At 68.6% G+C, this 14,683-nt stretch carries 13 protein-coding genes and 1 tRNA gene; 10 read left to right on the forward strand and 4 right to left on the reverse strand.

Features of this window, described 5'->3' with window-relative positions; genetic code table 11:
- The first annotated feature begins 5 nt into the window (after positions 1-5).
- The 4 genes from V5740_RS08125 to ald all read left to right on the forward strand — a co-directional run bounded on the left by V5740_RS08125 (position 6) and on the right by ald (position 4,928).
- Positions 6-1,328, forward strand: coding sequence for an ATP-binding protein (locus V5740_RS08125; protein ID WP_347301995.1), 1,323 nt, complete (start codon positions 6-8; stop codon positions 1,326-1,328).
- A gap of 127 nt (positions 1,329-1,455) precedes the next feature.
- Entirely contained in the window at positions 1,456-2,139 is a 684-nt protein-coding gene (locus V5740_RS08130) for a carbonic anhydrase (protein WP_347301996.1), read from the forward strand.
- 4 nt (positions 2,140-2,143) lie between these two features.
- Positions 2,144-3,685 carry a SulP family inorganic anion transporter gene (locus tag V5740_RS08135; RefSeq protein ID WP_347301997.1) on the forward strand — a complete coding sequence of 514 codons (1,542 nt, stop codon included), beginning with the start codon at positions 2,144-2,146 and terminating at the stop codon, positions 3,683-3,685.
- 127 nt (positions 3,686-3,812) lie between these two features.
- Positions 3,813-4,928 (forward strand): alanine dehydrogenase, encoded by a 1,116-nt coding sequence (gene ald, locus V5740_RS08140; RefSeq protein WP_347301998.1) that lies wholly within the window; start codon positions 3,813-3,815, stop codon positions 4,926-4,928.
- Positions 4,929-4,935: 7 nt separating this feature from the next.
- On the opposite strand, the gene V5740_RS08145 is transcribed toward ald, so the two are convergent.
- Together V5740_RS08145 and V5740_RS08150 are read right to left on the reverse strand one after the other, a co-directional pair.
- Positions 4,936-5,337, reverse strand: a complete 402-nt coding sequence (locus tag V5740_RS08145; RefSeq protein ID WP_347301999.1) for an acyl-CoA thioesterase — start codon at positions 5,335-5,337, stop codon at positions 4,936-4,938.
- Position 5,338: 1 nt separating this feature from the next.
- Complete coding sequence (locus tag V5740_RS08150; protein ID WP_347302000.1) at positions 5,339-7,423, reverse strand: S9 family peptidase; 2,085 nt, start codon at positions 7,421-7,423, stop codon at positions 5,339-5,341.
- A 52-nt stretch (positions 7,424-7,475) separates the two neighbouring features.
- Here V5740_RS08150 and V5740_RS08155 point away from each other — a divergent pair, with 52 nt between their 5' ends.
- The 4 genes from V5740_RS08155 (at position 7,476) to V5740_RS08170 (ending at position 12,120) form a co-directional block, all read left to right on the forward strand.
- Positions 7,476-9,281 (forward strand): aminopeptidase P family protein, encoded by a 1,806-nt coding sequence (locus V5740_RS08155; RefSeq protein WP_347304477.1) that lies wholly within the window; start codon positions 7,476-7,478, stop codon positions 9,279-9,281.
- 201 nt (positions 9,282-9,482) lie between these two features.
- Positions 9,483-9,950, forward strand: coding sequence for an EF-hand domain-containing protein (locus V5740_RS08160; RefSeq protein WP_347304478.1), 468 nt, complete (start codon positions 9,483-9,485; stop codon positions 9,948-9,950).
- A gap of 3 nt (positions 9,951-9,953) precedes the next feature.
- On the forward strand, positions 9,954-10,718 hold the full coding sequence (locus V5740_RS08165) for a response regulator (protein WP_347302001.1): 765 nt from the start codon (positions 9,954-9,956) through the stop codon (positions 10,716-10,718).
- A 52-nt stretch (positions 10,719-10,770) separates the two neighbouring features.
- A complete protein-coding gene (locus V5740_RS08170) occupies positions 10,771-12,120 on the forward strand; it encodes an ATP-binding protein (RefSeq protein ID WP_347302002.1) in 1,350 nt (449 codons plus the stop codon).
- 9 nt (positions 12,121-12,129) lie between these two features.
- Here the strand turns inward: V5740_RS08170 and V5740_RS08175 are convergent, their stop codons facing one another.
- Positions 12,130-12,810: a lysophospholipid acyltransferase family protein gene (locus V5740_RS08175; RefSeq protein ID WP_347302003.1), complete on the reverse strand. Its 681-nt coding sequence runs from the start codon at positions 12,808-12,810 to the stop codon at positions 12,130-12,132.
- Entirely contained in the window at positions 12,807-13,343 is a 537-nt protein-coding gene (locus V5740_RS08180; RefSeq protein WP_347302004.1) for a YdcF family protein, read from the reverse strand. Before V5740_RS08180 ends, V5740_RS08175 begins: the two co-directional genes overlap by 4 nt.
- Before the next feature lie 158 nt (positions 13,344-13,501).
- Here V5740_RS08180 and V5740_RS08185 point away from each other — a divergent pair, with 158 nt between their 5' ends.
- On the forward strand, positions 13,502-14,155 hold the full coding sequence (locus V5740_RS08185; RefSeq protein ID WP_347302005.1) for a zinc-ribbon domain-containing protein: 654 nt from the start codon (positions 13,502-13,504) through the stop codon (positions 14,153-14,155).
- A gap of 89 nt (positions 14,156-14,244) precedes the next feature.
- A tRNA-Leu gene (locus V5740_RS08190) sits at positions 14,245-14,331 on the forward strand.
- Positions 14,332-14,683 lie beyond the last annotated feature (352 nt).

Below are 14,683 nucleotides of genomic sequence, written 5' to 3' on the forward strand. Positions count from 1 at the left end.
TGGCGATGAGCCGGGTCCATCTCTGGCCCGCCAGTCTGACCGGCCGCATCACGCTGGTGCTGCTGGTGGCGGTCTTGGTGGAGTTCGCCGGCACCGTGCTGGTGTTCGGGGAGGCGGAGCGGCTGCTGTTGCGCACCGGCCAGGCGCAGCGCGTGGCGGAACAGGTCGTCGCCGCGGAACAGGTGCTGGGCCCGTTGCCGCCCGCCGTACGGGCCAAGGCCGCGCCGGGCCTGTCCACCCGCCATGTCGCCTTTGCCGCCTCGGCCACCGCGCCGCCCGTGCGCCCGCAATCCGACGTCACGCGCGCCGCGCTGGCCGCCATGCTCGACTGGGAACCGACGCTGCAGAAGGATGCGCTGCGGGTCGGCCTGTCGCAGGGCAAGTTCGGCGGACGCCGGCTGGAAGGCGGCGTCCGGACCGATGACGGCAGCTGGATACTGTTCCGATCGCGTGAGCCGGTCAGCCACTGGCATGCATCCCTACGCTGGATCGCCTCGCTCGTGATGCTTGCCACGGCGGTCCTGCTGGTTGCCGTGCTGCTGGTCAGGACCATGGCCGCACCGCTGCGGGCGCTGTCGTCCGCCGCCGACCGCATCGGCCTGTCCCCGCAGCCGATCCTGATCGAACCGGGCGGCCCGCAGGAGATGCGCCGCCTGGCGGAGGCGTTCAATGCGATGCAGTCCCGCATCGGCGAATTGATCGACAGCCGGACGGAGGCGCTGCTGGCGGTCAGCCATGACCTGCGCACCCCCCTGTCCCGCCTGAAGCTGCGGCTGCACGGACGCCTGCGCGAAGGCGACCAGGAAGCCATGCAGGATGATCTGGCGGAAATGCAGGCGATGCTCGATTCCCTGCTGACCTACCTTTCACATGGTGCCGACGGGCAGACACCGGTGCGCACCGACCTTGCCGCGCTGCTCCGCTCCGTTGCCGCCAATGCGGAGGCGGTGGGACATCATGTCGACACAATGGGCGTGGAGGCGCCGCTGCATGCTACGGTGGATGCGGGCGCGATCCGGCGGGCGGTGACCAACCTGGTGGAGAACGCCTTCCGCTACGCCGGGGATGCCGTCCTGTCGCTGCGGACGGACGGCGCCCACGCGATCATCGCCGTGCGCGACCATGGTCCCGGCATCCCGGCCGAGCAGTTGCCGCATGTCACCGCGCCGTTCTTCCGCGGTGATCTGGCGCGTGCGCGGGACACCGCCGGCATGGGCATGGGCCTCGCCGTGGTGGAGCGGGTGGCGCAGCAGCATGGCGGATCATTGCAACTCGGCAATGCGACGCCCGGGCTGCGTGCGGAGCTATTCCTGCCGCTGGACCGTTAGCCCAGCGCGGCCGCAGCAACACTTTGTTACGTGCGCGTTGCATTGCAGCAATGGGAGGCATGCATTTCATGTAGCAAGGGCAAGTGCCGCCTCCCCCTGGATGGCCGCCCATACACGGAGAGCAGCAATGGAAATCGGCAGCGGCGTCGCCCGCTTTCAGGGTGAGGTGTACAAGCAGCAGCAGGAGCTGTTCCATACCCTCGCCCGCAATGGACAAAGCCCCAAGTACCTGATGATCAGCTGCGCGGATTCCCGCGTGGTTCCCGAACTGATCACGCAAGCCAATCCCGGTGACCTGTTCGTGTGCCGCAATGCCGGCAACATCGTGCCGCCGGTCGCGGTCAAGAATGGCGGCGTGTCCTCCACCGTCGAGTTCGGCGTCATGGCGCTGGGGGTGACGGAAATCATCGTGTGCGGCCATTCGGACTGCGGCGCGATGAAGGGGATGTTCAATCCCGAGGCGCTGGACGCCATGCCCAACGTGAAGGCCTGGCTGTCCTACTCCGAAACCGCGATGGAAGTGGTCAAGGCCTGCTACGGCCACCTCGACAAGGACGGTCAGGTGAAGGCGCTGACGCAGGAGAACGTCGCCATCCAGCTGGTCCACCTGCAGAACCACCCCTCCGTCGCGGCCGGTCTCGCAGCGGGCAGGCTGCAGCTGCACGGCTGGTACTTCGATATCGAAAGCGGATCGATCCAGGCGCTCGACAGCAATGGCTCGTTCCGCGAATTCAAGGCGGGCGACGACATGCCGATCGCCGTGCCGCGGCGTGAACGCAAGGTTGCGTCCATCAGCGAAGTGGCTGCCTGATCCGATGGCCCACGCCGCCACCCCCGTCGCGACTGCGCCGGCCACCAGCCCCCGGGCCACGTTCGGACGCGACTTCGCCGCCTCCATCGTGGTGTTCCTGGTCGCGATGCCGCTGTGCCTTGGCATCGCCATCGCATCCGGCGTACCGCCAGAACTGGGGCTGGTGACGGGCATCATCGGCGGGCTGGTGGTGGGCGCCATTGCCGGGTCTCCGCTGCAGGTCAGCGGCCCGGCCGCGGGGCTGGCGGTGCTGGTCTATGACATGGTGCAGGAGAACGGGCTGGCGATCCTCGGCCCGGTGCTGGTCCTGGCTGGCCTGATGCAATTCGCCGGTGGCGCGCTGCGGCTGGGCAATTACTTCCGCGGCGTGTCGCCGGCGGTGGTGCACGGCATGCTGGCGGGCATCGGCGCGGTTATCCTGCTGGCGCAATTGCACGTCCTGATCGACCGCTCCCCGCTGAGCGACGGGTTCACCAACCTCATCAGCCTGCCGGCGCGTTACTTCGCGCTGGAAACCGACATGACCCATGCGCTGATCGTGGGCCTGGTGACGATCGGCGCGATGCTGGGCTGGGACAAGTTCAAGCCCGGAAACCTGCGGCTGATCCCCGGCGCGCTGGTCGGCGTGCTGGCAGGCACGGCGGTCGCCGCGGCCGGCAGCCTGATGGTCAAGAAGATCGAGCTGCCCGACAGCATCGTCGGTGGCCTGACGCTCGCCAGCGGTGACACCTTCGCCAGCATGGCCGACCCGACAATCATCGGCCTGGCGCTGGCGCTGGCCTTCATCGCCAGCGCGGAGACCCTGCTCTCGGCCGCCGCGGTGGACCGGATGCAGGATCGGGTGCAGTCCAAGTACAACAAGGAATTGAGCGCGCAGGGCGTGGGCAATCTGCTGTGCGGTCTTGTCGGTGCATTGCCGATGACGGGCGTGATCGTCCGCTCCTCCGCCAACGTGCAGGCCGGGGCCATGACCCGCACCTCCACCATCCTGCATGGCGTATGGCTGCTCGCCTTCGTGGCGCTGCTGCCGTTCGTGCTGGCGGTGGTGCCGCTGGCGGCGCTGGCCGGCGTGCTGGTCATCACCGGCTACAAGCTGGTCAAGGTGTCGGAGGTGCGTCACCTGTTCTCCCGCTACGGCCTGCTGCCCGCGCTGATCTGGATCGTCACCTTCACCCTGGTGGTGACGGTGGACCTGCTGACCGGCGTGCTGGTCGGCCTGGCACTGACTGTGCTGGAACTGGTCCCGCACATGCGCGGCATCGGCCTGCGGATCGAGGAACGTCAGCCGACGCCGGAGCGGCGTGAGATCGTCATGACCGGGAAGGCGACGCTGATCTCGATCAACAAGGTTGCCGCCATGATCGACCGGCTGCCCAGCACCGGCCATGTGATGGTGGATACCACCAATGTCAGCTTTATCGACCATACCGTGTCCGAATTGCTGACCGACTCGCTGAAGCGGTGCCGCCAGCAGGGGTGCACCGTGGAGCTGATCACGGCGCGAGATGTGCCAGCGCAGGAGCCGCTGGCCGCCGCGCTGGCCTGACCCCGCAACGAACTTTCCCATTGCCCGGTGGTGCTTAATTGCGCCGCCGGGTTTTTTTGTTGTCCGCACGTAATCTGCGTCGTGCTATGTCCGGCGGCATAAACCAGCAGGTTGAAGAGGATACGACATGCGCATCGGCTGCCCCCGGGAAATCAAGAACCGCGAGTATCGGGTCGGTCTGACCCCCGAAAGCGTCAAGGAACTGGTCGCGCACGGGCATGAAGTCTGGGTGGAGGCTGGCGCCGGTCTCGGCATCGGTGCCGACGATGCGTCGTTCCGTGCGGCCGGTGCCCGGGTCGTGGAGGGACCGCAGGCGATCTTCGCCGAATGCGAGATGGTGGTGAAGGTGAAGGAGCCCCAGGCGGAGGAGCGCGCGATGCTGCATCCCGGTCAGTTGCTCTACACCTATCTCCACCTCGCCCCCGATCCCGATCAGACCGCGGACCTGGTGAAGTCGGGCGCGACCTGCATCGCTTACGAGACGGTGACCGGCGCCGGCGGTGCACTGCCGCTGCTTAAGCCGATGAGCCAGGTGGCCGGGCGAATGAGCATCCAGGCCGGCGCCACCGCGCTGGAGAAGGCACATGGCGGACGCGGCGTGCTGCTGGGCGGCGTGCCGGGCGTGCTGCCGGGCAAGGTGGCGGTGATCGGCGGCGGCGTGGTCGGCTTCAACGCCGCGCAGATGGCTGCCGGTCTTGGTGCCGATGTGACGATCCTGGATCGCAGCCCCGAGGTGCTGGAACGCGTCGGCACCTATTTCGAGGCGCGCGCCAAGACCCGCTTCGCCAATACCGCCAATGTGGAGGACGCCGTGATGGAGGCGGATTTGGTGATCGGCGCCGTGCTGATCCCCGGCGCCGCCGCGCCCAAGCTGGTGACCCGGGACATGCTGCCACGCATGAAGGCCGGTGCCGTGCTGGTGGACGTCGCCATCGATCAGGGCGGCTGCTTCGAAACCAGCCGCGCGACCACGCATGACGATCCGACCTACATCGTCGACGGTATCGTGCATTACTGCGTCGCCAACATGCCCGGCGCCGTCGCGCGCACCAGCACCTACGCGCTCAATAACGTTACCCTGCCCCATGCATTGCGCATCGCGGATCTGGGCTGGCGCGAGGCGCTGCGGGCGGATCCGCACCTCGCCAACGGGCTGAACGTCCACGACGGTCGCGTCACCTACCCAGCGGTCGCCCGGGAGCTGGGCTATGACGCACTGTCGCTGGACGAGGCGCTGGCCTGAACGCGTGTCAGGCCGGCGGCAGGAATGGCTCCGCCACCTCTGCCGGCACCCGCATCAGCCGGCCGGTCGCGCGATCGATCATCGCCCAGGTGGTACGGGCGCGGACCAGGTCGCGCCCGCCCGCATCACTGAAGGTGACGTGGCGGTCGAACCGGGCGCCCGTCGGCGGCTCACGGATCTCGGTCACCGCGGTGACCTCGGCCCCGGCGGCCACGTTGCCGCGATAGTCGATCTCATGCCGGGTCACGACCCAGGCATATCGCTCCACATCCTGCGGCAGGGCGTCGGCCTGCCAGTGCGCGGTGGCGATTTCCTCCATCCAGCGCACCCACACGGCGTTATTCACATGGCCCAGCTCGTCGATATGCTCCGCCCCGGCGACGAACCGCATCGTGAAGCGGTGGGCCATGTCAGACCGGCACGTCCAGCTGCCACAGGATGAAGGCGAACTCCTCCGCCGTCTCCTCCAGGCTCTGGAACCGGCCCGACTTGCCGCCGTGGCCCGCGCCCATATTCGTCTTCAGCAGCAGCTCGTTATTGTCGGTCTTCAGCTCGCGCAGCCGGGCGACCCACTTCGCCGGCTCCCAATAGGTGACGCGCGGGTCGTTGAGGCCGGCCGTCACCAGCAGCGGCGGGTAATCCTGCGCGCGCACCTGATCGTAAGGGCTGTAGCTGCGGATCAGCTCGAACGCTTGCCTGTCCTCGATCGGGTTGCCCCATTCCGGCCACTCACCGGGCGTCAGCGGCAGGTCCGGGTCCAGCATGGTCGCCAGCACGTCCACGAACGGCACATGCGCGACCACCGCACCCCACAGCTCCGGATCGGAATTGATCACGGCGCCCATCAGTTCGCCCCCGGCGCTCCCGCCCGAGATGCTGATGCGGCCCGCCTGGGTGAAGCCCCGCTCGATCAGCGCCTTTGCCACATCGACGAAATCGTTGAACGTGTTGGTCCGCTGCTTCAGCTTGCCCGCCTTGTACCAGGCGCGGCCCAGATCATCGCCCCCGCGGATATGCGCGATGGCATAGGCAAAGCCACGATCCACCAGGCTCAGCCGCGTGGTGGAAAAGCCGGGATCAATCGCGATGCCGTAGGCGCCGTAGCCATACAGGTGCAGCGGCCCTGCCCCCTGCCGATCGCGCCGGTACACCACGCTGACAGGTATCGCCGTACCATCGCGCGCGGTGATCTCCAGCCGCTCTGTCGCATAGAGATCGCGGTCATAACCGCTTGGGATCTCCTGCACCTTCAGCAGCTCAAGCCGCCGCTCCGCCACATGATAGTCGAAGGTGCTGGCCGGGCTGACCATGCTTTCGTAGCTGACGCGCAGCGCGTCCATCGCCCATTCGGGGTTGCTGCCGAACCCGGCGCTGTAGGTGTCTTCCGGAAACGCCACCGGCTCGACCCGCGCCGGATCATCGTAATAGCGCACCTCCAGCCGGTCGAGGCCGCCCAGCCGCCCTTCCGTGACGTAGAAGTCGCGGAACAGGTCGAACCCGGTCAGATAGAACTGGTCGGTGCCCTCGATCAGCGTGGTCCAGTCGCCCGGCCGGTCGAGCGGCGCCGTGGCGAGGCGGAAGTTCTCGTGCGTGTCGTTCGCATGGATGAACAGCACGCCGTCCCGCTCGTCGACGTCGTATTCCACGCCCGGTTGGCGGGCCCGCACCAGCACGGGTGTCGCCAGCGGATCGGCGGCGGGCACCAGCCGCACCTCGCTGGTCTCATGGTCGCCGGTGCCGATGATCAGCCACTTTTCGTTGGCGGACAGGCCCGCGCTGACGCGGAATCCCTCGTCATCCTCGTGGTAGAGCTCGACATCCTCGGCCAGCGGCCGGCCCAGCCAGTGCAGCCGGGCATTGTCGGTCCGCCACTGCTCGTTCGCCAGCGAATAGACGAGGCCGGTATCGCCCGCGACCCAGATCAGCGCGGACAACGTGCCTTCGATCGTGTCGGGGAGATGCTCGCCCGTCGCCAGCACCTTGATACGGGCGTCGAACCGTTCGGACCCGTCATCATCCACCGAATAGGCGAGCATGGTGCCATCATGGCTGACGCTGATCGCGCCCAGGCGGAAGTAATCCTTGCCGTCCGCCAGCGCGACCTCGTCCAGGATCAGCTCGTCATCACCGCCGGCGACGGGCTTGCGCCACCACTTCTTGTATTCGGCGGCTTCCTCGTACTCGATCCAGTACAGCCAATCGCCGTCCTTCTGCGGCACCGACTTGTCCGCTTCCTTGATGCGGGCGCGCATCTCGGCGAACAGGGTGTCCACCGCCGGGCGGTGCGGCTGCATCTTCGCCTCGAACCAGGCATTTTCCGCCGCCAGATGCGCCAGCACCTGCGGATCGGTCACTTCCGGGTAGCCGGGGTCGCGCAGCCAGGCGTAATCGTCCGCGACGGTAATGCCGTGATGGGTAACGGAACTGGGGCGTTTGGCGGCGACCGGAGCGGCGGAGGAGGCGGCTAGCGTGCCGCTGGTGTTGGCATCATCCATGGCGGGCATCTATGACCGCGCCATGGCCACCGCAAGCAAGGACGATCCGACGATGTTGATGCACACGCACGAGGCCCGGCTGGAGGCGCTGCGCGCGGAACTCACGCGTCGGCAACTGGGTGGCTGGATCGTGCCCATCGCTGACGAGCACATGAGCGAATATGTCGGCGCCTATGCGCAGCGCCTGCACTGGCTGACCGGCTTCGCCGGCAGCGCGGGCAGCGCGGTCGTGCTGGCGGATGACGCGGCGGTGTTCGTCGATGGGCGGTATACCATCCAGGTGCGCGAACAGGTCGACAGCCGGCTGTTCCGGCACATGAGCGTGCCCAAGGATGACCCCCTGCGCTGGATCGCCGCGACGGCGCCGGCCGGCGCGCGCATCGGCTACGACCCTTGGCTGCACACTGCCGGGTGGGTGAAGAACGCCGCGCGTGTACTGGCGACAGCGGGGATGGAGCTGGTCGCGGTGGCGGACAATCCGCTGGACGCCATCTGGCAGGATCGCCCCGCCCCCTCCCCCGCCCCGGCGCTGCCTTATGACGAGGCGCTGGCGGGTCGCTCCAGCGCCGACAAGCGCGCCGAACTGGCGGAGGGCTTACGTGCCCGCGGGCTGGATGCGGCGATCGTCAGTGCGCTCGATTCCGTGGCGTGGCTGTTGAACATCCGCGGCACCGACGTCGATCATACGCCGGTCGCGCTGTCCTACGTCGTCGCCCGCGCGGATGGCACCGCCGACCTGTTCATCGCGCCCGAGAAGACCGGGGCGGAGCTGCTGCGGCATCTGGGTAACGCGGTAATTGTGCGCGACCGGGCGGACTTCGCCGGCGCGCTGACCGGGCTTGGCGGCCAGCGGGTGCTGGTCGACCCATCCTTCGGCGTGGCCGCCATCACGCAGGCGCTGGAGGAGGCCGGCGCGACCGTCGTGGCGGAAAGCGACCCGACGATCATCGCCAAGGCGCAGAAGAACCCGGCCGAACAGGCGGGGCAACGCGCGGCACAGGCACGGGACGGGGCGGCGATCGCGCGATTCCTGCACTGGCTGGCGACAGAGGTGCCCGGCGGCGGCGAGACGGAGCTGTCGGCCGTAGCGCGCCTGCTTGCCTTCCGGCAGGCGACGGGCCTGCTGCGGGATACGTCCTTCGACACGATCTCCGCAGCCGGGCCGCATGCGGCGCTGCCGCATTACCGGGTGGACGAGGGCAGCAACCTGCCGATCCGGCCCGGCAGCATCTACCTGGTCGATTCGGGCGGCCAGTATGATGACGGCACGACCGACATCACCCGCACCGTATGGGTTCCGGACGCCGCCGGCACCCAGCCGACCGCGCAGCAGCGCGATCGCTTCACCCGCGTGCTGAAGGGGCACATCGCGCTCGACCGGCAGGTATTCCCCGCCGGCACGATCGGTGGGGAGCTGGACGTGCTCGCCCGCCAGTACCTGTGGATGGATCAGGCGGATTATGCCCATGGCACCGGTCACGGCGTCGGCAGCTTCCTGGCGGTGCACGAGGGGCCGCAGCGCATCGCCCGCCTGCGCGGCGGCCAGGCCGGCACCACGCAGGAACTGCTGTCCGGCATGATCCTGTCGAACGAGCCCGGCTATTACGAAGCCGGCGCCTACGGCATCCGGACGGAAAACCTGCTGCTGGTGGTGCCGCGGGACGATGAGGGTCAATGGCTCGGGTTCGAGACGCTGACCTTCGTACCGATCGATCGCACCCTGGTGGAACCGGCTTTGCTGTCGCCGGAGGAGATCGCCTGGTGGAACAGCTATCATGTGCGCACCCACGCACTGCTCGCCCCGCAGCTGGACGGCGCGGCTCTCGGCTGGCTGGACGCGGCTTGTGCCCCCCTGTGACGCTTGCAGGCGGGTGAACGTACATGCCGGCAGGCGACAAAGTGCGACACTTATCGCGCATTCCGGCACAGGGATGATACCTTCGGGCCGTAGATGACGTTGCATGGACAGCGGGGCGCCGGGTTCCGACCCCTCCCTCCCCTTCCGGTGCCCCGTTGTTCGCCCGTTTCGACCCCTTGCGGGAGACCCGCTGTGAAGATCATGTCCCTGCTCGCCTTCGGCTCAGCCGCCGCCGCGCTGCTGGCGATGCCCGCCGTCGCGCAGAACGCCGCGCCGGACCCCCAGTCCACGCTACAGAACAACAGGATGCGGATGATGGCCGATACCACCCGTCAGCAGGCCGAACAGCGGGCGACAGAGCTGTTCACCCGGATGGACAGCGATGGCGATGGTCAGTTGAGCGCGGAGGAAGCGAGCAGGATGCCGGCTCGCGGCCGCCGCGCACAGGAAGGTCGCCTGCGCGGCCCGGTTCCCGACGTGGCGCCGCCGCCCGCGACTGGCAGCGAAGAGGCCCGGCCGATGACGCGCGCGGACTTCGTCGCCAACGCCCTTGCCCTGTTCGATCGCGCCGACGCGGACCGCAACGGCACCGTCACGCAGGAAGAGCGCCGCGCCGCGCGGGGTCAGCGCAACGGCCGCACGGGCGGGCCGCCCACCACCATCCAGTAAGGCATGACCGCCCCGCCCCCGGAACCGGCACCCATCCGCCTGCTGCTGGTTGATGACGAGCCTACGCTGCGCGAACCCCTGGCGGACTATCTGGTCCGGCAGGGGTTCGTCGTGCGGCAGGCGCCCGACGCCGCCCGCGCACGCAGTGCCCTGGTGGAGGAACGGCCTGACCTGGTTCTGCTCGACATCATGATGCCGGGCGAAGACGGCCTGTCGCTGTGCCGCCACCTGGTGGAAACGCGGGAGCTGCCGGTGATCTTACTGACCGCGCGTGGCGAGGCGACCGACCGGATCATCGGGCTGGAGATCGGCGCCGACGATTACGTGGTGAAGCCGTTCGAACCGCGTGAGCTGGTCGCCCGCATCCGCTCCGTCCTGCGCCGTGCCACCCGCGCGCCTACCCTGGCGGAGGAGGATGCGCTGTACGAGTTCGAGGGATGGCGGCTCGATCCGCTGAAGCGTCGATTGACCGATCCGGAAGGTACGGTGGTGCCGATCTCCTCGGCGGAGTTCCGGCTGCTGGTCGCCTTCCTCACGCATCCGCGCCAGGTGCTCGACCGCGACCGGCTGCTCGACATGGTGCAGGGGCGGGAGGCGCATCTGTTCGACCGCGCGGTGGACAACCAGATCAGCCGCCTGCGCCGCAAGGTGGAAGCCGACAGCCGCGATCCGCGCCTGATCCAGACCGTGTGGGGCGGCGGCTATCGCCTGGCTGCGGACGTTCGGCGGATGGGGCAGCCCGCGCGCCGGTCCGATGGCGGCGCCTGAGCCATTGCGCGCGCTTTCGTCACGCCTGTGGCCACGCAGCCTGCTGGGTCAGATGCTGCTCGCCGTCGCAGCCGCACTGCTGGTGGCGCAGGGCCTGTCCGCCGTGCTGCAGGTGCAGGCGGCGCGGCAGCGGGCGGAATCGCGTGCCATGAACGCGCTCGCCTTCCAACTGGTGGCCGAACCGCGCATGGTGTTCGGGCAAAGACACCGGCACCGCGACACGCCGCGTTGGACCCGGCTGCGCATCCAGCGCACCGACACCTCCCCCCTGCTACCGGGCGAGAGCCGCGACGGGGCGCGTGAACAGGCGCTCACCGCTATCCTCGCCGAACAGAACATCGCCCCGGTCGAACTGGTGGTGACGGGCCGGACGTGGCGGCAGGATGGCTGGGTGATGCAGCAACTGGCGGAACGTGGGCGTCCGGAGGCCTATGACTGGCTCGACTACCCCTTCCTGCTCGCCGCCATGCGCCGCGACGGGGAGACGAGCTGGACGGTCGCGCGGGTGCCGTTGCCCCAGGGTGATCAATGGCGGATCAGCCGTCTCGCGCTGCAGACCCTGGTGCTGTATGTCGTGCTGGTCGGCGGCCTCGCGCTGCTGCTGCGCCGGATTACCCGGCCGCTGGCGGCACTGACCACGCGAGTGGAGGACTTTGCGCGCACGCGCGACCTGTCCGGCCAGCTCGCACCCACGGGGCCGCAGGATATGCGTCGGCTGATCGTGGCGCACAACGCCATGGAGGCGCGCATCGCCGCCCTGCTGGACGAGAAGGACGTGATGCTGGGCGCAATCGGCCACGACCTCAAGACTCCGCTCGCGGCCCTGCGCGTCCGGATCGAAAGCGTACCCGACACCGCAGAACGCGCGCGCATGGCCGCCACGATCGAGGACATCGTCCACTCGCTCGACGACATGCTCTGGCTTGCCCGCGTGGGCCGGCCGGGGGAGGAGCCGGAGCGCACCGACATGGCCGCTTTGCTGGAGTCGGTGGTGGAGGAGTACGAGGATCTCGGCCAGCCGGTCACGCTGGAGGAGGCCGACCGCTTGCCCATGGCGCTGCGCGCGCTGTGGCTGCGTCGCGCCGTGCGCAACCTTGTCGACAACGCCGTGCGCTATGGCGGCGGGGCGCGGGTCTCGCTCCAGCGCGAGGGCACATCCGCGGTGGTGCGGGTGGATGATGACGGGCCGGGCATTGCGGAGGACGCGCAGGATGCGATGCTGCTGCCGTTCGCACGGGGAGAGACATCGCGCAATCGCGGCACCGGCGGCGCTGGTCTCGGCCTGACCCTGGCCCGTGCCATTGCCGAGCAGGATGGCGGCGCGCTGCGCCTTGCCAATCGCCGCGACAGTGATGGCCGCTTGCTCGGTCTCAGGGCCGAACTGCACCTGCCGGTCCGCTGAGGTTCGGCGCTATCCGTTCAGCGCGTTGATGGCGGCGAGTACCCGCTGCTCCACCTCAGCCCGCGGCAGGCCGGGCGGGATGGGCGCACCGAAGCGGAAGGTGATGGTGCCCGGCCGCTTGATCCAGCGGTGATACAGCGGCCCGCTGTCCACCGCGACCGGCACGATCGGCAGCCCGGTCGCCTTGTAGATGCCGACGAAACCCGGCCGCAGCAGCGCCGATTGTCCATGCGCCGTGCGGGTTCCTTCGGGAAAGATCGCCAGGGGCCGGCCATCCGCCACCATGCGCCGCGCCTCCGTCAGCATGGCCCGCAACGCCTTCGCCCCCGCCTCCCGATACACGGGCACCAGGCCGTAGCTGCGCGCCACGCGGCCCCAGCCCGGCAGGTCGAACAGCTCCCGCTTGGCGAAGATCGCCGGCCGGTCCAGCAGGCAGGGCAGGTCGATCGCCTCGAAGAACGCCTCGTGCCGAAGTGCGTAGAGAACCGGCTGCTCCGCCCGGTTGCCTTCCACGCGCACATGGATCCCGGCAAGCCGCGCCAGGCACCAGCGATGCACGCGGGACCAGCGGCGCACCACGACCGGCAGGTGACGCGGTGCCCAGCGCGCAACCACCAGAGCATGGCTCACCAGCACGGCGGTGGCGCAGTAGAACGCCACGTAGAACGCCACCGACCGCAGCAGGTTCATGCGCCGCGCACCACCCGCACCATGACCCACGCCGCCAGCAGTTTATGGTATTCGAGCAGCAGGATGAACAGCGACGGTTCGGAGCGGATCGCGTCACGCACGACCACCACGTCGGGCGGCAACGCGGCCTCCAGCTCCAGCGCGCCGCGCCGCATGTGCCAGTCGGTCGTGACCAGCCGCAGGGTGCGAACCTGCTGCTCCTTCACCCATTGCGCCGTCTCCAGCCCATTGCCGCGGGTATCGAGGGCGGCGAAGCCCAGGGTCACGCAGCAACGCATCGTCGCGGGGGGCACGTCGTATTCGGCGGCGAATTCACCCGGGCGCACCTGTTCGGCGACCCCCGTCACCAGCAGGCGCGGCGCCTGCCGCTGTTGGAGCAGGGCCAGGCCCCGCTCGATCCGTCCGCCGCTGCCGGTCAGCACGACGATGGCGTCGGTCCGTTCGTCAGGTGCGGGCTTGGGCAGCGCCACGGCGAACAGGACGAAGCCCAGCAGCCAGACAAGCAGCAGCGCGGCCAAGAAACGCCGGATCACCGGCCCCTCCGGCATGGCTGAACAAGGGCGGGCGAGCGGCGCGACATCGGTGCGCGCGGCTATAACGGCGGATCGATGTGGAAAAAAGGGCGGCGGAGCGGCTCGGGCGCGGCCGACCGCTTGTTGCCGCGACACGGTCGCCTTAGAGACCGGCCAGGATGATGATCGAGTGCCCCGCCTGCGCAACGCGCTACCAGGTGTCGGAAACGGCGATCCCGGACGAAGGCCGCACCGTGCGTTGCGCCAAGTGCGGCGAAAGCTGGTTTCAGCCACGGCCCGAGCCGGAGGTGGAAACCGCGGTCGAGGAGATCGCCCCTGTCGATCCCGTCGACGATGTCGAAGCCCCACCCGAACCTGTGCCGGCGCCCGTGCCGCCACGCGACCGTTCCGGCCGGCGGCGCCTGTGGGCATGGACGGCGATCATCCTGCTGGCGCTGGGCGGCGCCAGCTTCGCCGCGGTGAAATGGTGGGGAGCGCCCGATTGGCTGCCGCTGCCCCGCGCGACCTTTGCCGCCGGCAAGCCCGGGCTGGAGCTGGACTTCCCACCTGACCGGCAGGAATGGCAGCAATTGCCGGACGGTACGGAGTTCTTCGGCGCCAGCGGCACCATTACCAACCGCACCGACAGCACCGCCGACGTACCGCCGATCCTGATCGTGCTGCGCGATGCGCGCGACCGCATCGTCTACAGCTGGGAAGTCGCCCCGCCCCGCCGCCGCCTGGCACCGGGGCAGAGCGTCGCCGTACGCGAAGCGGTCACGGACGTGCCGCGATCGGCCCGCGTGGCGGAGATCGGCTGGAAGCCGGTCTGAGCGCGCCATCGTGCTTGCAGACCCCCGGACCATTTGCTAGGCGCGCGCTCCTACCCGGCCGGACGCCTCAAATGCGTGCGGCCAAACCTGCGGTCGTGGCGGAATTGGTAGACGCGCAACGTTGAGGTCGTTGTGGGCGAAAGCCCGTGGAAGTTCGAGTCTTCTCGACCGCACCAGGTAGTATCGGCAGAGATCATCTCCTTGCCTGCGGGCGCACCTCGCCCCCGGTTCACGCCGGCATAATCATCCAGTCCCGCCCAATCGGCCCTGCCGATCTCCCGGCATGGGCGCGGCGGAGTCGTCCTTATCGACAGCATGGACCTATGCCACGTCTGCGCCCTGCCGCGCAGCGAGGCAGCCGCGCGCTCGTCATCAAAGTTTAACAAATTCGTTGACAGCGCTGTTGAACGCAAGTTTATGCCGCACGCACACTGGTTAGACGATCAAAAATCACTTTGGTTACTATCTTTGTGCAAGATTTGGTCTGGCAGGGGTGCAGATCAGATCGGGGGGCCTTTCAGGGCAGCA

Source organism: Croceibacterium sp. TMG7-5b_MA50 (assembly GCF_039830145.1).
GTDB lineage: Bacteria > Pseudomonadota > Alphaproteobacteria > Sphingomonadales > Sphingomonadaceae > Croceibacterium.